This is a genomic window from Nonomuraea sp. NPDC001684 (assembly GCF_053596515.1).
In genome coordinates, this window is the sequence record NZ_JBSFGJ010000140.1 from 1 (window position 1) to 20693 (window position 20693).

Below are 20693 nucleotides of genomic sequence, written 5' to 3' on the forward strand. Positions count from 1 at the left end.
GTGGGGGCTGGCCCGGCTGATCCGGCGCTCGGCGTGTCCGGTGGCGATCGTCCCCACCCTGGCGGACTCCCGGCGGCTCGGGTCGTCCCCGGCGGCGCCCTGAGCGACCGTCCGTACCGCGGCGGCCGGTGTCATGCCCAGCCGAGTCCGTGGCGGGCCAGGCGGTCGAGCGCCTCGTCGAGGATCGGCCGAGGGTGGCCGAGGAACAGCCGCACGTGGGCGTGGCCGTCGCCGGGAGGGCCAGGGGTGACCATGCTGCCCGTGCCCGGCAGGACGCCTGCCCGGTCGAGGCAGAGACGGCGATAGCCCTCTTCGCCGCCGGTCTCGTCCACGTACCGGGGCGGGACGCGCAGGCGCAGGTAGGACGTGCATTGGCCCGCGTGGCAGGCGTGCCGGGGGAAACCGAGATCGGCGGTCAGGCGTGCGGCGGCGTGCCGGCGGGCGTCGGCGTAGTGGGCTCGCATGGCCCGCAGGTAGATCTCGCAGGCGGGGTCGCGCAGCCAGCGGGCCATGGCGGCCTGGAGGGGCAGGCCGCTGCCGTAGGAGTGATGGTGCTGCAGCGCGGCCAGGGCCGCCAGCGTTCCCGGATGAGCGGTGAGAGCGCCGACGCCCCAGCCGTTGCAGTGGAACTGCTTGCCGAGCGTGCGGACGGCGAGCCAGGGCGGCGCACCCCGCGGATGCCGCCCGATCTCCGCCAGCAGGATCTTCAGCGTGTCGGTGGGCCGGACGTCCGGGTCGTGAACGGCGTAGTAGGCGTCGTCCACGAGGACGGCGGCACGGTGGTCCAGGGCCGTGGCGATCATGGCCCGGACGGTTCGCGCGTCCCAGTTCGCGGCGGTGGGGTTGTGCTGGGCGTTGAGCACCAACAGCGGGCGGCCGGTCGCCGCCGCTCGTTCCAGCTCCGCCGCCACCTGGTCAGGGACGGGCTGGTGGCCTTGCTCGGCATCGACCGCGTAGTACCGGACACGGCACCCGAGAGGCGCGAAGACCCCGGGGTAGTCCCATCCGGGCGCCGGGACGAGCACGGTGGGCGGCGCCGCGCCGTCGCGTACGAGCAGCCGGCCGAAGTCGAACATGGCAGCCCGGGTGCCGTCCTGGCTGACCGCCACGTCGTAGTCGGCCGGGCCTGACGGGGGCGGCAACCGGTGCGTGGTGGCGATGTGCTCGGTCAGCGCGCGTCGCAGGTCGGGCAGCCCGTACGGCGAGAGCGTGTAACCATGGCTCAGATCGGGCAGCCCCCGCGACAGGGCGGCCACGAGGCCGGGAGCCGCCTGTGTCCAGGTCTCCCCCAGACTGAGATAGATGAGGGCGGCCGGATCGCCGCCCGAGCTCCGGTAATGCTCGATTAGGCGGGCGTCGCCCAGCGGGTTGGCCAGCCGGCCGCTGTCGAGGACGTCATGTAGCGCGTGCATCGTGTCTCCTGCCGTGCGCCTCGGATGTCGCCGCGACCCGTCGCCGCAGCGCCGCCAGTTCCTCTTCGCGCAGGACGATGCCGAAGGCGTTCAGCACGTCGGGCAGGCCGTCGGAATCCACCGAGCTCTCCTCGACGTGCTCCGCGGTGACCCGCGTCAGCGTGTGACCGCGGAGCTTCAGCCGGGTGGCGCCGGACAGCCGCTGCAGGTACAGCTCCCGCTTGAGCATCGAGCGGGGATGCGTGCTGAGGTAGTGGTGCGCGACGGCGAAGTCGACGGGCGGGCGGGCCTCCAGGCTCAGCAGGTACAGGCATTCCCACTCCCCGTTCCGGTTCACCTCCACACGACACTGGTGGTCCCGGTGGGTCCGGACGCGGAACCCGCGCGAGCCCTGTGCGGTCACCTCGCCCGGCCGCAGCGGCAGCGGGTCGAGGAAGCCCTCCTCGCCGAAGCCCACATCGCACAGCCAGGCGTCGCCGTCGGCCAGGACCCGCAGGGCCATGTGCGTGCGGGGGCGCGGGCCACGGCCGCCGAGGATGACCCGGGCCGCCAGGCGGTCCACGCGGAAGCCGAGGCGTTCCAGGACGCAGCCGAAGAGCAGGTTGTGCTCGTGGCAGCAGCCGCCGCGCGGCCGTCGGCACATCTTGTCCACGATGTCAGGGACGTACAGGCTCGGCGTGCGGTCGAGGAGCAGGTCGATGTTGTCGAACGGCAGCGTGGTGGCATGGGCCCGGTGCAATCGGGTCAGCAGGGACGGTCCGGCGGTGCCGGGCAGCGTGCCGGGACTCACGCGGGCCAGATAGGCGGGCAGGTCGAGCGTGTCGGTGTCCCACAAGTCGGACACGGCTCCTCCTCAAGGGGCGCGGTGGGCGGGGCCGCCGGCCGGTTCGGCGGAGGAACGCCAAATCCCGGCGCATCGCGCGGCCAGTGCGAGCAGAAATCTGTCGGTATGGGGCGGGGTGTCGAGGAGCAGCCCGACAGGCAGCCCTTCGGGGGTCGTACCGGCGGGCAGGCTGATCGACGGCCAGCCCATGACCGCGGCGAAGGCGGTGTTGCGGATGTAGGAGAGGAAGACCGGCTCGGGCCGGTCGAGCACGCTGACCTCGGCACCGACGTCCGCGGGCGCGGCGGGCAGGATGGTCGTGGGCGACAGGAAGGCGTCGGCCCGGTGCTCGCGCAGCAGGCCGGCGGCTGCGCCGGCGAGGTCGTCCTGAACGCGCAGGGCGTGCCGGTAGCGCTCGGCGGGGACCACTGGGCCGTGCAGCAGTGGAGCGAGCACGTCGGCCACGTCTGGGCTGGCGATCCGGCGGATCAGTTCGCCGGGGTCGCGGCAGGTCTCGCAGCGGGCCAGGTAGAAGGCCAGCTCGTGCCAGGTCTCGTGCAGCGGCACCGGCAGCGCGGCCTCGCCCAGCAGGTCGGCCGAATCGTGCAGGTCGACCTGCACGAGGTCGGCTCCGGCGGACCGCAACTCCCGCAGACAGCCGGCGGCCACGGCGGCCACCCGGGGGTCCAGCCCCGTCCAGGCCGGCCGTGGCAGCAGGAGCCGGATCCGCCCGTCAGGGGGCAGCGGTGCCCGCGGGTACGCGTACCGCTCTGCCGGGTCCGCGGCCAGGAGGCCGTCGAGGAAGGCGACGTCCGCCAGGTCCGTGGCGACGACGCCGACGGTGTCCCGGGTCCGGGAGATGCGCAGGACTCCGGCGGCCGGATAGCGACCGGTGGTCGGACGCATGCCGACCAGGCCGCAGAGCGCCGCCGGGATGCGGACCGAGCCGCCGGTGTCCGTGCCGAGTCCCGCCGGGGCGAGCCCGGCGGCGACGGCCGCGGCCGTTCCCGAGCTGCTGCCGCCGCAGATGTGGCCGGGGACGACCGGGTTGCCCACGGTGCCGAAGGCGGCGTTCTGGCCGGTGACGCCGTAGGCGAGCTCGTGCATGCCGGTCTTGCCCAGGGCCAGGGCGCCGGCGCCGGCCAGACGCCGCCACACCTCCGCCGAACGGCCGGGCCGATGGCGGCTCAGGGCCGGAGTTCCGGCGGTGGTGGGCAGGAGGGCGACGTCGATGTTGTCCTTGACGGCGAGCGGGATGCCGTGCAGGGGACGGCGGGCGGCGGGGTCAGCGCGATCGGCGGCCCGCGCCGCGGTCAGCAGGCGGTCGGCGTCCAGGGTGACGAAGGCGTTGCACGAGGCGTGCTCGGCACACCGATCCAGGATGTCGCGTGCGTGTTCCTCGCAGCTCAGACGGCCCTCGCGCAGCAGTCGCGCGGTCAGCGCGAGCGAGCGGGCAGGACGACTCATGGCATCGCCGGAGCAGGCGCCAGGAGATCCGGATGGCGCTCGGCCAGGTAGGGGCGCAACGTGTCGAGGGCGTGGGCGAAGGCGGCGGCGAAGGCGGTCACGTCCGCGTCGTCCATCGGCAGGCCCAGGCACAACAGGCCGTGCCGGGCGGTGAGGAATCCCTGGTTGAGCAGGTGCAGGTGGAGCAGGGCACGCAGGTCCTCCCGTCCGTGCCGCAGGGCGGCCGTCGCGGCGGCATCACGGGGCCGGTCGGCGCCGAAGTGGAAGTAGCCGAGCGAGCCCGCTCCCACGGCGTGGCCCGCGATGCCGCGCTCACGGGCGGCCTCGTCCAGCAGGGCACGCAGCCGTTCGCCCATGGCGTTGAGCCGGTCGATGTCGTCGGGGCCGAAATGGTCGAGCGCGGCGATGCCGGCGGCCAGCGAGAGATTGTTGGCCCCGAACGCGCTCGCATGGTAGACGGGGTCCCGCCCGGACGGGTCGAAGATCGCCATGACGTCGGCCCGGCCGCCGAACACGCCGATGGGCAGCCCGCCGCCGATGATCTTGCTGAAGGTGGTGAGGTCGGGCCGCAGGTCGTGGCGGACCTGCCAGGGGCCGATGCGGAAGGTGGCGCACTCGTCCAGGATGAGCAGCACGCCCTCCTGTTCGGTGGCCGTCCGCAGGCCCTCCAGGTATCCGGGCTCGGCGGGCACTCCGCCGCCCACGCCGAGCATCGGCTCGACCAGCACGCCCGCCACTTCGCCGCGGCAGGCGCGCAGCACCCTGCGGACGGCGTCGAGGTCGTTGAACGGAACGGTCACCACGCACTCCAGCACCGCGCGCGGCACGCCTTGGGCCAGGCGGGCGTCGGGCAGGCCGGGAAGTCGCTGCGGGAAACGCGGACCGGAGGTGATGAAGGCGCTGACATGGCCCCAGTCGTGGGTGCCGTGGTAGCCGCCGTCGATCTTGACGATGAGGTCGCGGCCGGTGAAGGCGCGTGCCGTGCGGATGGCCCACATCGTCGCCTCCGTGCCGGAGTTGCAGTAACGCAGGCGTTCCAGCGCGGGGACCCGGGCGCACAGCCGCTCGGCGTGCTGAATCTGCAGCAGACTGGGACCGCCGGGCGCGGTGCCCCGCCCGACCTGCTCGCGCACGGCGGCCACCAGGGCGGGATGGTTGTGCCCGTGGACCAGCGCGCCGTAGTTGGACAGCACGTCGAGATACCGGTTGCCGTCCACGTCCTTGACGTGGGCGCCTTCGCCCTCGTCGAAGTACAGCGGGTACGGCGTGTAGGTGATCATCGAACGTGTGTCGCCGCCGGGCAGCACCTCCGCCGCAGCTCGGAAGGCGGCCCGTGAGGAGGGGCTGCGGGCGGCGTAGTCGTCGAGAATGGCCTGGGCCACATGGTCGGCGTCGGACATGGTCTTTTCTCCGTTCGATGGCGGCTCGGCAGGGCGGGATGCGATGCGCGAGGGCGCGGGTCAGCCCTTGTCGCGGGCGGCGGGGCAGTGCTCGGGGTTCAGTGCCGGCCGGGCGTGGTCCGGCCCGAGGTCGGACCTGGCCTGCCACAGCTCGGGGAAGAAACGGTGCTCGACGCTGCGGCGCAGCCAGCCCACACCTGCCGTGCCGCCGGTGCCGGGCACGCCGCCGATGGTGCGCTCGACGGTCAGCAGGTGCCACGAGCGCCATCTGCCGAAGGCGGCGGCCACGTCCGTCAGCGCCTCGGCCAGCCGGAACAGGTCGTCGTCCGGCCCGCGGTCGCGGTAGAGGGCGGCCCATGCCGCGCGCAACGCCTCACCGCCGGGCTCGCCGGGACGGCCTGGCACACCGGTCTCCGTCCCGCGCCTGGCCAGCAGGGCGGTCGCCTCGTCGTAGAGGCTGGTCTGGCGAAGAGCCCGGTAGACCTGCTCTGCCACGCCCGGCACCCCGGCGTGCCGGCGCGCCATCTGCTCGGACTTGTGGCCGAGCACGAACTCCACCATGCGGTACATGTAGGAGTCGATCCCGGAGGCGCCGTCCAGTTCGCCGCGGAAGGCGCCGAACTCCGGCGGTGAGATCGTCTCCAGCACCGACCAGGCGTCGGCCAGCAGGTCGATGGTCCGGCACACGCGCCGCAGGGCCCAGGTAGCGTCGTCCACGCGGTCCTCGACCAAGGCCAGCCGGGCGGCGCAGGCCTCCTCGTACACCAGCTTGAACAGCAGTTCCTTGACCTGGCCCACCAGATAGAACGACATCTCGGCCGGTTGGCGGGTGTGCGGGTGCTGCAACGACAGCAGCACGTCGATGCTCTGGTAGTCGATGTACGGCGTCTTGGTGGCAGTCGTCCCCGGCCCTTGGGCCGCGGCCCGGTAGAGCTCGGCGAAACGTGGATCGACGTGCGCGGCGTCGCCGCTGTATCGGTCGGCGAAACGCTCCTGGTACGCGGCGAAGGTCGCCGGATCCGCGTGCAGGAACAGGATGTCGTGCAGGGCCATGTGGCGGATCGCGAACAGCGGGCGCGGCGCGCGCGACACCGCGAACCCGGGGTTGCGGGCGGCCGGTTCCGGGCAGCCCGGATGGAACTGACCGATCATGAGCCCGTCCGCCACCACGTTTCTCTTGACCCGCCGATGCGCTTCGTCCAGCAGCGGCGTACGGTGCTCGGGCAGGCCCCGCACCAAGGTGACCAGCGTGGCCAGGCCCTCCTTACCCTCGGGCGGCCGCCGCCGGGCGAACCGCCCGGCCTGGGCGCGCATCGCGGCGCACAGCTCGTCCAGGCCCTCCCCCTCCTCCAGCGCGGCCACCTCGATCGTGACGGTCCCCGCGTCCAGGGCCGAGCGCACGAAGGGACACACCGCGTTGGCCCGGCCCAGTTCCGGATGCGGACGGGTGAGATAGTCCTCGAACCACGGCAGGATCGCGGCGGCCTCCGCCGCGGAGGCTCGCTCCAGCTTCATGGGAACTCCTTGGTCATGGAGTCGACGTGCGGGACGCCGCGCCGGAAGGTTCCTTCCGGCAGGCGCCGCCTCCTACCCGTCGCCCCATGCCGCGAACGCCGGTCTGACTCGACGTGGGCCGGACGTCAGGACCGGGTAAGGCGCAGGTCAGGATGGTGGAACGGGAACCCGCGACGTCGCGTTGGCACATGGAGCGACAAGGCGCAGGTCACTGCGCCCGCGGCGGCCGTCCTGGTGTGGCGCCGTTCCGTGCGCCGGTGTGCCGGTCGGGTCAGTCCTGGTCCGGCCGCTCCTCCACGATGGCCTTGAGCTGTTCCATCGCGGTGATGACCCGGGGGAAGCCCGCGTAGGGCAGGCACTGGATGAACGTCTCGGCGATGTCGGAGACCGGGACGCCGACGTTCAGCGCGGAGTTGATGTTCGCCCGCATCGGCGCGTCGCCGACGCCCATCGCGGCCAGGGCGGCGAGCCGGACGAACTGCCGTTCGCGCAGCGACAGCACGGATCTGCTGTAGATGTCGGCGAAGGCGAACTCGACCAGGAACCGTCCGAGATCGGGGGCGATGGCGGCGAACTCGTCGAGCATGCGTCCGCCGTCGGCAGGGTCGATCTCGTTCATCAGTTCCAGGCCGCGCTGGTAGCGCGGGTCCTGAGGTCGGTCGCTCATGGCGGGGCTCCTGGGCGCGTGAGTGCGGTGCCGGTCAGGGGTCGAGAACGGTGCGGGCGGCGTAGATCTCGGGGAAGAGCGGCCGGTCGACCAGGGAGGCCAGGTACGGCACGCCGCGGGAGCCGCCGGTCCCCCGCTTGTCGCCGATGACGCGCCGCACGGTGCGCATGTGGCGGAACCGCCACATCTGATGCCGCTCCTCCAGCTCCACCAGGCGTTCGGCCATCTCGTACTCGGCGGCGTGGGCCCGCTGGTCCTCGTAGACGCGGCGGAGCACGGCGACGATCTCCTGGTCGGGTTCCTCGTGACAGCTGTGGGTGCGGTCGAGGTGGCGGGCGGGGACAGGATGCCCTGCCCGGTGCAGGAACCGGATGAACTCGTCGTACACCGTCGGCTGCGCGATCGCCGCGCGCAGGGCGTCCTGCCGGACGGACCCGTCGTACTCCTCGACCAGTTCGGGGCGCTTGTCGCCGAGCCGGTACTCCAGCATCCGGAGCTGGACGGACTGGAAGCCGGTGGCGCCCCCGAGTACCGGGCGGAACTCGGCGAAACGCTCGGGTTTGAGAGTGGCGATGACCGACCATTGCTCGATGAGCTGCCGCTGGATCACGAAGATCCGGTCGAGGGAGCGGAACGCCGATCGGAGCCGGTCGTGCCGGAGTTCGCGGATCGCGTCGTCGAGCTCGTGCAGGATCAGCTTCACCCACAGCTCGGTCGTCTGGTGCTGCACGATGAACAGCAGCTCGTCGTGGTGCGGCGGCTCCGAGACCGGGCGCTGGGCGCCGAGCAGCCGGTCCAGGCAGAGGTAGTTCTCGTAGGTCAGGCCGGCGGGCGCGGTCGCGCGCCGACGACGTCTCAGCATGACCGCTCCCAGTTCATCCCGGCCTCCGCCAGCCGGTGCAGCGCCGTCTCGACGCTGCTCAGCGGCGGGCCGAGGAACATCCGCACGTAGGGGACGGCCATGGCCTGTCCCTCCTCGGGCGCCGCCTGCGGGGTCATGGTGCCGGCGCCCAGCAGCACCCCGGCACGGCGCAGGCAGTCGCGGCGGAACCGGGTGACGCCGTCGCGCGCGTCCGCCGCGTACGGCGGCGGCACCCGGAACAGGAAGTAGCTGGTGCAGTTTCCCGGGCAGAGCGCCTCGGCGGGACAGCCGAGCTCCTGCCGGAGAAAGTCGGCCGCCCATGCCCGCTTGTCGGCGCATCCTTGCCGGAACGCCCGCAGGTACGGCTCGGACTCGCCGCCGTCCAGCCACCTCGCCATGGCGTTCTGCAACGGCACCGCGGCGGTGAAGGAGCGCTGGAGCTGGAAGTCGTTGACGAGCCTGTCCAGGATCGGCGGCGGCGCGATGCTGACCCCGATGCCCCAGCCGTTGCAGTTGAACTGTTTGCCCAGGGAGCGCACGGCCAGCCAGCGGACGGGCCGGTCCCCGGCGCCTGGACGGGCGAGCCGTTCGGCGAGCAGCCGCAGGGCGCTGGTCGGCGCGGTGCCCGGATCGGTGACCCCGTAGTAGGCGTCGTCGATGAGCAGGTTCGCCCGCGCCTCGACGGTCAGGCGCACCATGTCGGCGACGAGGTCTTCGTCCCAGTTGACGCCGGTGGGATTGTGCTGGGCGTTGATGACGACGATGACTCCGCGCGGATCGCCCGCCCGCGCCAGCGCCTCGCGCAGCGCCTCCGGTGCGGGCTGGAAGCCCTGCGAGGCCGCCAGCGGCAGGTAGGTCATCCGGAAACCCAGCCCGGCGAACACCCCCCGGTAGTCCCAGCCGGGCGCGGGAGCGATGACGGTGGGGGACGCGGTGCGCGGCGCGTCGGCCAGGATCAGCCGTCCGTAGTCGAACATGGCGTTCCTGGTCCCCGAGCACGTGACGGCGACCTCGAAGCCGGCGCCCGCGGTGAAGCCGGGGGGCAGGGCGTGGGTGCGGGCGATGTAACCGCGCAGCAGGCGTTGCAGAGCGGGCAGGCCGTACTGGGAGATGACGTATCCGTGCGCGTACGACGGCAGCCCGCTGCCGAGCAGACGGGCCAGCCCCTCAGGCGCCTCCGACCACGTCTCCCCCAGGCTGAGGTATATCGGGTCGCCGGACGGCGCGCCGGCGTCCAGGTATTCCGCCACCCATTCGGCGTCCCTGAAATGACCGCGCAGCCAGGAATCCTCGGTCACCTCGTCGAGAACGGTTCCCATGTCAACTCCGCCGTCCGGTGATTCCGGTCGGTCGGCACGATTACCCAGGATATTCGCGCCTTAACAACAGACTTTTCGCGGCTTTCATCTCACCGGCCGCAAAAGCCTCCTGAGTGTCGGCCGAACTCTCGTTCCGGCCCCATGAGGGGCCCGACATTCCGTCCCGCCCGGAGGTGTTACGTTGGGTTGTGGCCGGCTCGTGCGGCGCCCCTGAAAGGTGAACGCTCATGTGTGACGACGTGGCCGCCTGGAGTTCGAAAGCGGCCGTCAACGCAATTCGGGACAGGCGCATATCCGTTTCCGAATACGCGCAATGTCTGCTCCGGCGATGCGCGGAGGAGTCGCTCGGCGCGTTCGTCTCGTGCGACGAGCGCGCCGTCCTCGACGCCGCCGCGCAGGCCGACACGGCGGACCGGCGCGGCCCCCTGCACGGCGTCCTCATCGCGGTCAAGGACAACGTCGACGTCGCCGGTCATCCCACCACCGCCGGCACGCCGGCGCTGCGCGCCCATAGTCCCGGGCGGGACGCCGAGATCTGGCGGCGGCTGCGCGCCGCCGGCGCACTGGCGCTCGGCAAGACCAACATGCACGAGCTGGCCGTCGGCATCACCGGCAACAATCCCGGTTTCGGCCCCGTCCGCAACCCGTGGGCCGCCGATCGGTTCGCCGGAGGCAGCAGCAGCGGCAGCGCCGCCGCCGTGGCCGCCTTCCTGGCTCCGGCCGGTCTCGGCACCGACACCGGAGGTTCCGTGCGGATCCCGGCGGCCCTGTGCGCCGTGTTCGGCTACCGCCCGTCCGCGGGCCGGTATCCGCAGCGCGGCCTGCTTCTGCTCTCCCGCACCAGGGACACCGCCGGCTTCCTGACCCGCACCATCCGCGACATCGTGCTGCTCGACTCCGTCGTGGCCGCGCCCGGCCCCGCCCCCGAACCGGTGCGCTGGGCGGGGCTGCGGCTGGGCGTGCCCCGCCGGCCGTTCTGGGAAGGGCTGGACCCGTCGCTGGCCGCGGTGGCCGAACGCCGCCTGGAGGAGCTGAGCTCGGCCGGCGCCGTGCTGGTCGAGGCCGGCCTTCCGGCGGGCGCCGGCGCGTCGCTCGCCCGCGACGCCATGACGGTGGCCATGTACGAGGCGGCCTGGGAGATCCCCTACTACCTGGCCCAGACGTCGCCCGCGCCCACCCTCGACGAGGTGCTCGCCCAGGTCGCCTCGCCCGGCGTGCGGGCGGCGCTGAACGACGCCCTCGGCCCGGCGCGCGCGTCGGCCGCCGACTACCGGGCGGCGTGCGAGAACCTCTCCCGTCTGGCCGGCGCGCTGTCGGACCATCAGCGGGCCCACCGGCTGGCCGCCCTCGTCTATCCCACCACTCCACTGCCTGCCCAGCCGTTCGCCTGCGAGGAGTCCGTGGTGATCGACGGCCGGGAACACCCCACCTTCCCCACCTTTATCCGGAACACCGACTGGGCCGGCGTCCTCGGCCTGCCCGCGCTGAGCCTGCCCGCCGGCCTGACCGCGGAGGGGCTTCCCGTCGGGCTCGAACTGTGCGCGCCTGCCGGCGCCGACGCCCATCTGCTCCAGATGGGCTGCGCCTACGAGGAGATCTGGCCGCCGCCCGCCCTGGAGCCGGCCACCGCCCACCGTCCCGGCCTCCTGCCGAAGGTCCTGGGCCGATGACCGGCCCGGGCGAGCCGCACCTCCTCGTCACCGCCGCGCAGGGCTGGGACGGCCTGCGCGACGACTGTCTGCGCCCCTTCGAGGTGCTCATGCGCGGCGACCGGATCGTCGAGACCGGCACGCGCGTGGAGCGTCCGCGCGGGACCCGCGTCCTGGAGGCGTCCGGGACGGCGCTGCCCGGCCTCATCGACTGTCACGTGCACGTGGCCTCCGGTGACGGCACGGGCGGCAGACCCGCCTCCCGTCAGGCCCTCGACGCGCTGCCCGCGTTACGGACCCTGTTGACGCACGGCTTCACCACCGTCCGTGACCTGGGCTGCCCCGCCGCGGACCCGGTGACGGTGGAGCTGGCCCGCGCCGTGGAGGCCGGGCTGATCGAGGGGCCGCGCATGCTCGTGGCCCCCCACATCATCTCCGCCCGCGGCGGCCACGGCGATCCCCGTTCCACCCTGCAGCCGCCCTACGGAGGCGGCGCGGCGGCGGTCGCGGACGGGGTGGACGAGGTCGTCCGCCAGGTCAGGATCGAGCGCCAGCTGGGCGCCCACTGGATCAAGTTCGCCGCGACCGGCGGCTTCGTCAGCCCCGCGGACGCGGCGGACACCGTCGCCTACACCCAGGAGGAGATGACCGCCCTGGTGGCGGCGGCCCGTGACCTGAACCTGCCCAGCGCCGCGCACGCGCACTTCGACGAGGGCGTCCGCCGGGCCGTGCGCGCGGGCGTCCGCAGCGTGGAACACGGCACCTTCGCCACCGACGAGACCCTGCGCATCATGGCGGAACACCGGACGACTCTGGTGCCCACCCGATGGGCCTGCCACGTCTACATCGACCATCTCGACGACCCGCGGTTCTGGTTGGGCCAGCCGGCGGGCGCGCGGGACAAGGTGGCGCCGGTGGCCGACGACATCCTGCGCAACGCATGCCGCCTGCTGTCGGGTCAGGTCCCCGTCGCCTTCGGCACGGACGCGGGGACCGTTCCGTTCGAGGACAGCTGGCGGGAGTTCGTGGTGCTGGTGTCGGAGGGGATGACGCCCCTGGCCGCGCTCCGGGCCGCCACCTCGCAGGCCGCGCGGCTGCTCGGCCGGCCCGATCTGGGTGTCCTGCGGCCCGGCGCGCGCGGGGATCTCGTCGTCGTCGCGGGAGATCCGTTCGCCGACATCGAGACGATCGGTGAGGTCGCCCACGTCGTCCAGGGAGGGCGGGTGCGCAGATGAAGATCCGGCCGCCGGCGGGCGGAAAGGCGTCCTGCTGCTCCTGCGCGGCGGCCCGGCGCGAGCGGCGGTGTCGGGCTGCTCGCCGTGCTCGGTCCCGTGCGCGGCGGGTCCTGTCAGGTGAGGAGTTCGGCCAGGCGGGCCATCTCGGCGGGTGGGTCGATCACCGGCTGGATGAGCAGTTCGTCGACGCCGGCCCGTTCGAGGGTGGCGATGCGGGCGCGGAGGTCGTCGCGGGTGCCGACCAGGGCCAGGGTGTTCATCAGCGAGGGCAGGATCAGGTCGCGATCCTCCGGCGCGATGCGTCCGAGGTAGCCGGGATAGAGCTTGGTGTGCCGGTCGGGCGCGGTGCCGGTGGTGCCGCGCCGGTCGAGAAGTCGCCGCACGGCCTCGCGTTCCCCGGGGTCCAGACGCCCGGCGAAGGCGTCCGTGTCGGCGGCCGTGTCGGCGGCGAAGGTCAGCAGTGACAGGACGAGGTGGCCGGTCGCGTCCCTGGCCGCGTCGCCGCGGGGATCCTCGTCCTGGTCCAGTACGTGCAGTGCGGTGACCACGTAGGAGGCGGGGTCGCGGGGTGCGCCGCGGGCGGCGTGGCGGCGGGCGTCGTGCAGGGCGCGCCAGGCGGTGGGGTCGAGCAGGCCGAAGGAGATCAGGCCGGTGCCGCGGCGGCCGGCGACGGCGGCGGCCTTCGGCCCGGTGAGCGCGGCCACGACGAACTCGATCGGGTCGTCCGTGTGCACGTGCGCCCCGGCGTGCAGGAACCGGACGTCGCGGGCCCGGTCGCCCTCGCGGTACTCGACGCTCCGCCCGGCACACAGGTCCTGCAGCGCGGCGGTGAAGTCCTCCATCGCCGCCACCGAGGCCGGCCGCATGCCCAGCGTGCGCCGGGCGGTGTTCCCGGTGCCGACCCCGCAGATGATCCGGCCCGGCGCCAGGGCGTTGAGGCTGGCCAGCCCGCTCGCGGCGGCCGGGGCCGAGCGCAGCGCCGGTGAGGTCACGCCGACGCCCAGCCTGATGCGGCTGGTGGCCTTCGCGCACAGCCCCAGGGCGACGAAGGGGTCCCCGTGGAGCATCGGGCTGTCGTTCACCCAGAAACTATGCAAGCCCAGCTCCTCGGCCCGCACGGCGAGATCCTCCACACCGGGCTGGGCGGCGACCACGACGCCTGCGCGCATCTGACCTCCACGAAAGGATCTCCACGAAAGGATCGGCTCGAACCTCCTCAGCCTGACAGCCGAAGCCGCTCAGCGCAGTACGGCCGTCAGCAGATCCGCGCCCAACGCCGTCAGGTCGGGGACGTTGACGGTGTAACGGACATAACGGCCGTGCCGCCGGGCTGTGAGCAGGCCCGCGCGGCGCAGGACGGCGAGGTGGCGGGAGACCTCCGGAGGTGAGAGTTCCCAGGCGTGGGCCAGCTCGCCGGTGGTGTGCGGGCCGCGGGCCAGGGTGCGCAGCAGCCGCAGCCGCACCGGATGCGCCAGCGCCTCCAGCCGCAGCGTGACCGTCTCCAGCGACACCGGCTCCGACGGCCCCGCCTCGGCCACGGGGTACTGCACCACCGGCTGCCATCCGGGCGCGTGCACCACCACCAGGTGCGGGCGGCCGAAGACGCTGGGGAGGAAGGTGACCCCCGTGCCGTGGGCGGTGGTGGCGTTGTCCTGCAGCTTGTCCACGACGATGCGGGTGCCGTCCGGCGCCAGGGTGACGGCGCCGGAGACGGACGCGAGCGCCGCCCCGAGGCCCTGGCGCTTCAGCAGGTCGTTCTTCAGGCGCAGGTCGGTGGCCAGTTGTGCGGCGACGCCCGTCCAGGCGGCGTCGAAGAACGCCTCGGCGCACTGTTCGAGGGTCTCGCGCACCCGCGCCCGCACGGCTGCCGGGTCCGCGAGCAGCCGTTCCGCGAACGCCTCCTGGAGCGCGCCGCGGGCCTGGGCCAGGTCCAGCGCCCGCTCGCGCGCCGTCGCGTCGGTGAGCGGCGACGGCGCGGCGAAGTGCACCCGGTTGCTGCCGCACGTGGTGATGAGCGCGGCGGTCACGTAGGTCTCGTCGTCGATCCGGTCGACATCGTCCAGCTCCTCGGCGAGGGTCGGCCGGGGACGCGCGGGGACCAGGAAGTCGGCTCGTGAGGAACGCCAGAGGAACTCCGCCTCCCTGAGCCGCTCGGCCAGCTCCGGCCGCAGCCCGGCCCAGACGTCCCCGGCCCAGCCGGCGAGCTGCGGGTGGTGCCCGGGTTCGGCCAGCACGTGCAGCATCGCGGTCAGCTCGGCCAGCGGGGAGGCGGCGAACCGCAGCCGCCCGGACGGCAGGCCGCCGATGTCGATCCTCAGCGTCATCCCCACATCATCCCTGGCCGGACGGCCGACGACCGCGTCGGTTGACGGTGTCCGTCAACTGGCGGAGCCGTCCCGGGCGGCCGGACGCATGGTTGACGCCATGGCATCCACCACCACGATCCGGCCGCGCGCCCTCGTCCGCGCCTCCGGAGGCCCCCGCTACGCCGTCGCCCTGGCCGTGGACGCGCTCGGCACCGGCCTGCTGCGGCCCTTCCTGCTGCTCTACGGGGTGACGGTGCTGAGGCTGTCGGCGCCGGTGACCGGCATCGCCATGACGGCCGGCGTCGTCGTGGGCCTGGTGTGCATGCCCGCGGTCGGCCGATGGCTGGACCGGGGCGCACGCAGCACCGTCGTGGCCGCGTCGATGCTGGTGCGGGTGCTGGGGGTGGCGCTGCTGCTGGCCGCTCCGGCGGGGCACGTCTGGCTGTTCGCGACGGCGGCGCTCTTCCTCGGCATCGGCAACCAGGCATGGCCGGCCGCCCACGCGGCTCTCGTGGCCACGGTCGCCCACGGCCGCGACCGCGACGCCGCCCTCGCGGCGGGCCGCGCGCTGCGCAACGCCGCTCTGGGCCTGGGCGCCCTGCTCGCCACCGCGTGCCTGGCGGGCGGCGCCGCCGCGTTGCAGGCGCTGGCGGCCGTCACCGGGCTCGCCTATCTTGCCGCGGCGGCCTTGGCGTGGTCGGTGCGCCTGCGTGCGCGTCCGGCCGCCGCTGCGGCCACGGACGTGACCGGCGGGCCCGCGCCCCGGATGCGCGCGCTGCTGGCCGCCAACGTGGTCTACGTCTTCTGCCTCAACGTCCCCGAGATCGCGGTGCCCCTGGTCCTGGTGACGCAGATGCACGCGTCCCCGGTGTGGCCGGCGGCCGTCTTCGTGGCCAACACGGTGCTGGTGGTGACCTTGCAGGTGCCGGTGACCGTCCTGCTGTCCCGCTTCTCGCGGCGGACCGTGCTGGCGTTCGCCGGCGTGGTGCTCGCCGCGTCCTACCTCGGCTTCCTCGCGGCCACCTCCTTGGGGCCCGGCTGGGGTGCCCCGGCCGTCGCCGTGGTGTCCGTGGTCTGCACCATCGGCGAGATCGTCTACGCCGGCAGCGCGACGGCGCTCGTCACCGCCCTCGCGCCGGCCCGTCTTCTGGGACGCGCCCTCGCCCGCTTCCAGCTCTCCACGGGCTTCGGCCTCGCCGTCTCCCCGGCGGTCATCACCGCCCTCGCCAGCCACGGCCCGGCCGCCCTCTGGGGCAGCCTCTCCACCGCGACCCTCCTGTCCGCCTCCGCCGTCGCCGACCGCCGTGTTCGCCGTCGACGCAGGGGGGCTACACAGCGAGGCAATAACATGTACAGTCAGTAGGGAATGTGGACTATGACCGCGGGCCGCGGCACGTGACAGGAGGACGTCCCCCATGAGCGTCACCGACCAGCTGATCGCCAACTCCGAACGCTACGCCGCCGCCTTCGACTCCGGCGACCTGCCGCTGCCGCCCGCCCGGGGTGTGGCCGTGCTTGCCTGCATGGACGCCCGGCTCAACGTCTACGGCCTGCTCGGCCTGCGCGAGGGCGACGCGCACGTGATCCGCAACGCCGGCGGCGTCGTCACCGCCGGCGAACGTCGCAGCCTGGCCATCAGCCAGCGCCTCCTGGGCACCCGCGAGATCATCCTCATCCACCACACCGACTGCGGCATGCTCACCTTCACCGACGACGGCTTCAAGCACGACATCTACCAGGAGGTCGGCGTCAAGCCCGACTGGTCCGCCGAGGCGTTCCAGGACCTGGAGGCGGACGTGCGCCAGTCGGCCAGGCGCATCCAGGCCGACCCGTTCATCCCGCACAAGGACTCCGTCCGCGGGTTCGTCTACGACGTCGCCACGGGCCGGCTGAACGAGGTCAAGCTGGACGCCGGCCCGCAGGGCTCGTCCGGCTGATCGGGTGCGGATCCGGCGTGCCTCGCCGGGTCCCGCGGCTGTGGCGCCCGTCGGGCGTCCGCGGCCCGGTTGATCGGTGGCGGTCGCGGCGGTCGCCGGGTTGACTGCACGGGTGACCGCGTTGCCCGTGCCCGCCGACCTGGCCCACCGCGTGGCCGGGAGTTGGGTCACGAGACGACCAGGACCCTGCTGGTCAACACCGTGTTGTGCCTGGCGGCCCACCCCGAGGCGCCGACCCGGCTGCGTGCCGCCCCTTGGCTGGTGCCCGCCGCCGTCGAGGAGGTGCTGCGGTTCCTGCCCCCGATCGGCGGCACCGACCGCTTCACCACCGGCCCGGCCGACATCGCCGGGCACCCCGTCGAGGCCGGCCGGCGGGTGGTCGCCATGGTGCTCTCGGCCAACCGGGATCCCCGGGTGTTCGCCGAGCCGCAGGAGTTCCGGCTCGACCGGACGTCCGACGAGCACCTCTCCTTCGGCCACGGTGTGCACTTCTGCCTCGGCGCGCACCTGGCCCGGCACGAGGTCGCGATCGCGGTGCACGCACTGCTGCACCGCTTCCCCGGTCCGTGGTCGCTGAGCCGGATCGCGACCGAGCGCACCCCGGTCGGCATCGACGTGCTCGATCTGGCGCTGGTCAGCTCGTAGCCGCGGACCGATCCCTGCGGCGGGCCGCGGCGGCCACGTTGACCGGCATCCGGCCGAAGATCAGGCCGTGGAAGGGCGAGATCGCCCACCAGTACAGATGGCCGAGCAGGCCGTGCGGATGAAAAATGGCACGTTGCGTGTAGATCGTCCGGCCGCCGGAGCGGGTGACGCCGAGCTCCAGCCAGGCCAGTCCGGGCAGCCGCATCTCGGCGCGCAGCCGCAGCAGCCGTCCGGGCAGCACCTCCTCCACCCGCCAGAAGTCGATCGAGTCGCCCACCCGCAGCCGGGCCGGATCGCGCCGGCCGCGCCGCAGCCCCACCCCGCCCACCAGCCGGTCGGCCAGGCCCCGCAACTGCCACGCCATGGGCAACGAGTACCAGCCGTTACGGCCGCCGATGCCTTCGATCACCTGCCACAACGCCTCCGGACCGGCCTGCACGACCAGGCTGCGGTCGTCCACGAACAGGCTGCCGCCCGCCCAGTCGGGATCGGTGGGCAGCGGATCGCTCGGCGCGCCCGGCGTGGACGCCGAGGACCAGCGCGTGGCGACGTCGGCCTCCTTGATCTTCATCAGCGCCAGCGACACCGCCCGCCGGAAGCCGACCAGCCCGCCCTCGGGGTCGGGGACGTGGCGGGCGATGTCGTGCTCGCCGCACACGGCCTCGTTGCGCAGCGACTCCACCAGCGGGCGCGCGATGCTCGCGGGGACGGGCGTGACCAGCCCCACCCACAGGCTCGACAGCCGGGGGGTGAGCAGCGGCACCGGGATGATCAACCTCGGCGGCAGCCCGGCCACCGCGGCATAGCCGTGCATCATGTCGGCATAGGTGAGGACATCAGGCCCGCCGATGTCGAACCCCCGGTTGACCGTTCCCGGCGCGTCCGCCCACGCCACCAGGTAGCGCAGCACGTCCCGCACCGCGATCGGCTGCGTCCGGCTGCGCACCCAGCGCGGCGTCGTCATCACCGGCAACCGCTCGGTCAGGTATCGCAGCATCTCGAACGAGGCCGACCCCGACCCGATGATCACCGCGGCCCGCAGCACCACCGCCGGGACCGCGCCGCGCAGGAAGATCTCCCCCACCTCGGCCCGCGACGACAGGTGCGGCGAGAGCCGCTCGTCCGCGGTCAACCCGCCCAGATAGACGATCCGGCGCACGCCCGCCTCGGCCGCCGCGGCCGCGAACGTGCGCGCCGCCAGGCGGTCCCGCTCGGCGAACCGGCCGCTCGTCCCCATCGCGTGGATCAGGTAGTACGCGACGTCCACCCCGTCCAGCGCCCGGCGCGTGCGCTCGGCGTCGGTGGCGTCGGCCTCGACGGCCTCGACCCGGTCGGCCCACGGCAGATCGCGCAGGCGTCCGGCCGAGCGCACCATGCACCGCACGTCGTGACCGGCGGCCAGCAGCTCAGGCGCCAACCGCCCGCCGATGTACCCCGTCGCCCCGGTCACCAGGCACAATGCCATGCCCACGCACCTTCCCCGTCCCTCGGGCCTCATGCCGGAGCGGGCCGGTCATCGTCACGTCCACCAGCACTGCCGCCGCGCGCGTGCGGGCGCGGCCGGCGGGGCATCTGTGAGGCATGGGGGAGGTGCACGGTCGCGGCAGGCCGCGGGGGGCCGTGAAGGGACCGTCGATGGACACGGTGATCGTTCTGCTCAACAGGGACCTGCGGGTGCACGACCACCCGGCCCTGACGGCCGCCTGCGAGCGCGCCCGCGCCGTGCTCCCCCTGTTCGTGCTGGACGAGACCGTCCCCGCCGGCCGCCGCCGCGGCTTCCTGCTGGAGTGCCTGGCCGACCTGCGGGCGTCCTTGCGGGCGCGTGGCGGGGACCTGGTCGTACGGCACGGCGACGTCGTGACCGAGACCATGAGGCTCGTCCAGGAAACGGGAGCCGAGGCGGTCTTCGCCAGTGCCGACGTCAGCCTGCTGGCCAGGCGCAGGCAGGACCGGCTGGCTCGCGAACGGATCGCGTACGAGCTCTTCCCGGGGGTCACGGTGGTGCCGCCCGGCACGCTCACCCCGTCCGGGGGCGGCGATCACTATCGGGTCTTCACGCCGTACTGGCGCGCCTGGAGCCGGCACCGGCGCCGTCCCCTGCTCGCGGCCCCCGACCACGTCCCCACGCCCCGCGGCCTCGACGCCGGGCGGCTGCCGGGCCCGCCCCGGCCGGAACCCGTGCCCGGCGGCGAGACCGCCGCCCGCGACCGCGCCCGCCGGTGGATCCGCCGCGCCCTGCCGGGGTACGCCGACGGCCACGACGACCTGGCCGGCGACCGCACCTCCCGGCTGAGCCCGTACCTGAGGTTTGGCTGCCTTTCGCCGCTGGAACTGGCCCACCTGGCCGCGGGCAGCGAGCCGTTCGTCCGCCAGCTGTGCTGGCGCGACTTCCACCACCAGGTCGCCCACGCCTTCCCGCGGATCAACCGGGACGACTACCGCCCCCGCGGCCACCGCTGGCGCGACGACGAGGACGCGCTGCAGGCCTGGCGGGAGGGCATGACCGGGCTGCCCATCGTGGACGCCGGCATGCGCCAGCTCCTGGCCGAGGGCTGGATGCACAACCGGGCCCGCCTCATCGTCGCCTCCTACCTGGTCAAGGTCCTCGGGATCGACTGGCGGCCCGGCGCCCGGCACTTCTTCGAGCACCTCCTCGACGGCGACGTGGCCAACAACTCGGGCAACTGGCAGTGGATCGCCGGCACCGGCAACGACACGCGTCCCAACCGCGCCTTCAACCCGCTGCGCCAGGCCCAGCGGTACGACCCGGCGGGCGACTACGTGCGCCGCCACGTGCCCGAGCTCGCCGGCGTGCCCGCCGCCCACGTGCACCAGCCGTGGCTGCTGGGCACTCCCCCGGCCGGGTACCCACGTCCGATGCTCTGACCGGCGACGTCCGGATCAGCCGTCAAGGGCGGCGGCGGTCGCGGCTCCGGGCGCCACCGGCACGATCTCGAACTCGACGAGGTCCGACCACTCGGCGACCCAGCGTTGCAGGAGTGCGATGTCGTCACATTCCATGAGCTGGAAGCAGCGGCTCAGGTCGGCCGTCACCCAGCTGGAGACGAACACCAGACCTTCGCCGGTCATCCGGCCCTTCTCCCGGAACCGCCGGTAGACGGCCTTGGCGTCCTGGCCGCGGAAGCGTTCGATCACCATGAACAACATCAGTCCTCCGACGGCTCCCCGTCCGGGACGGGCCGGAAGCCGGAGCACAGGATACGCAGCCAGGCGATGCGCTCGCCGGCGACGCCGTAGTAGACCTGCTGTTCGACCAGGTGACGGGTGGCGCCGGTTCGCACCTGGAGGCGGTAGGCGAGATGGTTCCGGTCGCCCACGTGGCCGGTGGCGACGTGCAGGAGACGTTCGATGTCGTCGCCGGGTTCGAACCACTGGCCGAGGATGATGCGGTCCACGACCTCGCCGGGGTCGTCTGCGTCCCAGTGGGCTCCGGGG

The 20693-nt window shown here is 73.4% G+C and carries 19 protein-coding genes; 6 read left to right on the forward strand and 13 right to left on the reverse strand.

Annotation, left to right across the window (positions count from 1 at the left end):
- Window positions 1–131: 131 nt before the first annotated feature.
- The 8 genes from ACWCSD_RS24095 to ACWCSD_RS24130 form a co-directional block, all read right to left on the reverse strand.
- Window positions 132–1412, reverse strand: coding sequence for a pyridoxal phosphate-dependent aminotransferase (locus tag ACWCSD_RS24095; protein WP_449918021.1), 1281 nt, complete (start codon window positions 1410–1412; stop codon window positions 132–134).
- Window positions 1396–2256: an arylamine N-acetyltransferase gene (locus ACWCSD_RS24100; RefSeq protein ID WP_397159748.1), complete on the reverse strand. Its 861-nt coding sequence runs from the start codon at window positions 2254–2256 to the stop codon at window positions 1396–1398. Before ACWCSD_RS24100 ends, ACWCSD_RS24095 begins: the two co-directional genes overlap by 17 nt.
- Before the next feature lie 9 nt (window positions 2257–2265).
- Window positions 2266–3702 (reverse strand): amidase family protein, encoded by a 1437-nt coding sequence (locus ACWCSD_RS24105; protein WP_449918025.1) that lies wholly within the window; start codon window positions 3700–3702, stop codon window positions 2266–2268.
- Complete coding sequence (locus ACWCSD_RS24110) at window positions 3699–5102, reverse strand: aspartate aminotransferase family protein (protein ID WP_449918027.1); 1404 nt, start codon at window positions 5100–5102, stop codon at window positions 3699–3701. Before ACWCSD_RS24110 ends, ACWCSD_RS24105 begins: the two co-directional genes overlap by 4 nt.
- A gap of 60 nt (window positions 5103–5162) precedes the next feature.
- The gene (locus tag ACWCSD_RS24115; protein WP_449918029.1) at window positions 5163–6617 is read right to left on the reverse strand and encodes a tryptophan 2,3-dioxygenase; all 1455 of its coding nucleotides are present in this window, start codon (window positions 6615–6617) and stop codon (window positions 5163–5165) included.
- A gap of 271 nt (window positions 6618–6888) precedes the next feature.
- On the reverse strand, window positions 6889–7284 hold the full coding sequence (locus ACWCSD_RS24120; RefSeq protein ID WP_449918032.1) for a carboxymuconolactone decarboxylase family protein: 396 nt from the start codon (window positions 7282–7284) through the stop codon (window positions 6889–6891).
- A 34-nt stretch (window positions 7285–7318) separates the two neighbouring features.
- Window positions 7319–8146, reverse strand: coding sequence for a tryptophan 2,3-dioxygenase (locus ACWCSD_RS24125; protein ID WP_449918034.1), 828 nt, complete (start codon window positions 8144–8146; stop codon window positions 7319–7321).
- Window positions 8140–9465 carry an aminotransferase class I/II-fold pyridoxal phosphate-dependent enzyme gene (locus ACWCSD_RS24130; RefSeq protein ID WP_397159736.1) on the reverse strand — a complete coding sequence of 442 codons (1326 nt, stop codon included), beginning with the start codon at window positions 9463–9465 and terminating at the stop codon, window positions 8140–8142. The genes ACWCSD_RS24125 and ACWCSD_RS24130 overlap by 7 nt, the downstream gene beginning before the upstream one ends.
- Before the next feature lie 227 nt (window positions 9466–9692).
- On the opposite strand from ACWCSD_RS24130, the gene ACWCSD_RS24135 reads away from it, so the two are divergent.
- Complete coding sequence (locus ACWCSD_RS24135; RefSeq protein ID WP_449918037.1) at window positions 9693–11135, forward strand: amidase family protein; 1443 nt, start codon at window positions 9693–9695, stop codon at window positions 11133–11135.
- Window positions 11132–12349, forward strand: a complete 1218-nt coding sequence (locus tag ACWCSD_RS24140; protein WP_449918039.1) for an amidohydrolase family protein — start codon at window positions 11132–11134, stop codon at window positions 12347–12349. The genes ACWCSD_RS24135 and ACWCSD_RS24140 overlap by 4 nt, the downstream gene beginning before the upstream one ends.
- A 113-nt stretch (window positions 12350–12462) precedes the next feature.
- Here ACWCSD_RS24140 and ACWCSD_RS24145 read toward each other — a convergent pair whose 3' ends face one another.
- Window positions 12463–13518 (reverse strand): LLM class flavin-dependent oxidoreductase, encoded by a 1056-nt coding sequence (locus ACWCSD_RS24145; protein WP_449918041.1) that lies wholly within the window; start codon window positions 13516–13518, stop codon window positions 12463–12465.
- Window positions 13519–13587: 69 nt separating this feature from the next.
- A complete protein-coding gene (locus ACWCSD_RS24150) occupies window positions 13588–14673 on the reverse strand; it encodes a DUF5937 family protein (RefSeq protein ID WP_397159728.1) in 1086 nt (361 codons plus the stop codon).
- Between the two features lie 100 nt (window positions 14674–14773).
- Between ACWCSD_RS24150 and ACWCSD_RS24155 the strand changes: the two genes are divergently transcribed.
- The 3 genes from ACWCSD_RS24155 to ACWCSD_RS24165 all read left to right on the forward strand — a co-directional run bounded on the left by ACWCSD_RS24155 (window position 14774) and on the right by ACWCSD_RS24165 (window position 17237).
- Window positions 14774–16018 carry an MFS transporter gene (locus ACWCSD_RS24155; protein WP_449918044.1) on the forward strand — a complete coding sequence of 415 codons (1245 nt, stop codon included), beginning with the start codon at window positions 14774–14776 and terminating at the stop codon, window positions 16016–16018.
- A gap of 52 nt (window positions 16019–16070) precedes the next feature.
- Window positions 16071–16592, forward strand: coding sequence for a beta-class carbonic anhydrase (locus tag ACWCSD_RS24160; protein ID WP_397159724.1), 522 nt, complete (start codon window positions 16071–16073; stop codon window positions 16590–16592).
- 162 nt (window positions 16593–16754) lie between these two features.
- Window positions 16755–17237, forward strand: a complete 483-nt coding sequence (locus ACWCSD_RS24165; protein ID WP_449918047.1) for a cytochrome P450 — start codon at window positions 16755–16757, stop codon at window positions 17235–17237.
- On the opposite strand, the gene ACWCSD_RS24170 is transcribed toward ACWCSD_RS24165, so the two are convergent.
- Window positions 17227–18702, reverse strand: a complete 1476-nt coding sequence (locus tag ACWCSD_RS24170; protein ID WP_449918049.1) for an SDR family oxidoreductase — start codon at window positions 18700–18702, stop codon at window positions 17227–17229. The two genes, ACWCSD_RS24165 and ACWCSD_RS24170, sit on opposite strands and share 11 nt — an antisense overlap.
- 170 nt (window positions 18703–18872) lie before the next feature.
- On the opposite strand from ACWCSD_RS24170, the gene ACWCSD_RS24175 reads away from it, so the two are divergent.
- Complete coding sequence (locus ACWCSD_RS24175) at window positions 18873–20123, forward strand: cryptochrome/photolyase family protein (RefSeq protein ID WP_449918051.1); 1251 nt, start codon at window positions 18873–18875, stop codon at window positions 20121–20123.
- 15 nt (window positions 20124–20138) lie between these two features.
- Here ACWCSD_RS24175 and ACWCSD_RS24180 read toward each other — a convergent pair whose 3' ends face one another.
- Both ACWCSD_RS24180 and ACWCSD_RS24185 read right to left on the reverse strand, forming a co-directional pair.
- On the reverse strand, window positions 20139–20405 hold the full coding sequence (locus tag ACWCSD_RS24180) for a DUF3303 domain-containing protein (RefSeq protein ID WP_358297913.1): 267 nt from the start codon (window positions 20403–20405) through the stop codon (window positions 20139–20141).
- The coding region (locus ACWCSD_RS24185) for a hypothetical protein (RefSeq protein ID WP_449918054.1) at window positions 20405–20693 on the reverse strand (289 nt) is incomplete at its 5' end. The genes ACWCSD_RS24180 and ACWCSD_RS24185, both read right to left, overlap by 1 nt.

Bases quoted from the DNA above. Each gene is read 5' to 3' on its own strand.
- ACWCSD_RS24095 (WP_449918021.1), bottom strand. From the start codon at position 1,412: ATGCACGCGCTACATGACGTCCTCGACAGCGGCCGGCTGGCCAACCCG.
- ACWCSD_RS24105 (WP_449918025.1), bottom strand. From the start codon at position 3,702: ATGAGTCGTCCTGCCCGCTCGCTCGCGCTGACCGCGCGACTGCTGCGC.
- ACWCSD_RS24110 (WP_449918027.1), bottom strand. From the start codon at position 5,102: ATGTCCGACGCCGACCATGTGGCCCAGGCCATTCTCGACGACTACGCC.
- ACWCSD_RS24115 (WP_449918029.1), bottom strand. From the start codon at position 6,617: ATGAAGCTGGAGCGAGCCTCCGCGGCGGAGGCCGCCGCGATCCTGCCG.
- ACWCSD_RS24120 (WP_449918032.1), bottom strand. From the start codon at position 7,284: ATGAGCGACCGACCTCAGGACCCGCGCTACCAGCGCGGCCTGGAACTG.
- ACWCSD_RS24125 (WP_449918034.1), bottom strand. From the start codon at position 8,146: ATGCTGAGACGTCGTCGGCGCGCGACCGCGCCCGCCGGCCTGACCTAC.
- ACWCSD_RS24130 (WP_397159736.1), bottom strand. From the start codon at position 9,465: ATGGGAACCGTTCTCGACGAGGTGACCGAGGATTCCTGGCTGCGCGGT.
- ACWCSD_RS24135 (WP_449918037.1), top strand. From the start codon at position 9,693: ATGTGTGACGACGTGGCCGCCTGGAGTTCGAAAGCGGCCGTCAACGCA.
- ACWCSD_RS24140 (WP_449918039.1), top strand. From the start codon at position 11,132: ATGACCGGCCCGGGCGAGCCGCACCTCCTCGTCACCGCCGCGCAGGGC.
- ACWCSD_RS24145 (WP_449918041.1), bottom strand. From the start codon at position 13,518: ATGCGCGCAGGCGTCGTGGTCGCCGCCCAGCCCGGTGTGGAGGATCTC.
- ACWCSD_RS24150 (WP_397159728.1), bottom strand. From the start codon at position 14,673: ATGACGCTGAGGATCGACATCGGCGGCCTGCCGTCCGGGCGGCTGCGG.
- ACWCSD_RS24155 (WP_449918044.1), top strand. From the start codon at position 14,774: ATGGCATCCACCACCACGATCCGGCCGCGCGCCCTCGTCCGCGCCTCC.
- ACWCSD_RS24160 (WP_397159724.1), top strand. From the start codon at position 16,071: ATGAGCGTCACCGACCAGCTGATCGCCAACTCCGAACGCTACGCCGCC.
- ACWCSD_RS24170 (WP_449918049.1), bottom strand. From the start codon at position 18,702: ATGGCATTGTGCCTGGTGACCGGGGCGACGGGGTACATCGGCGGGCGG.
- ACWCSD_RS24175 (WP_449918051.1), top strand. From the start codon at position 18,873: ATGGACACGGTGATCGTTCTGCTCAACAGGGACCTGCGGGTGCACGAC.
- ACWCSD_RS24180 (WP_358297913.1), bottom strand. From the start codon at position 20,405: ATGTTGTTCATGGTGATCGAACGCTTCCGCGGCCAGGACGCCAAGGCC.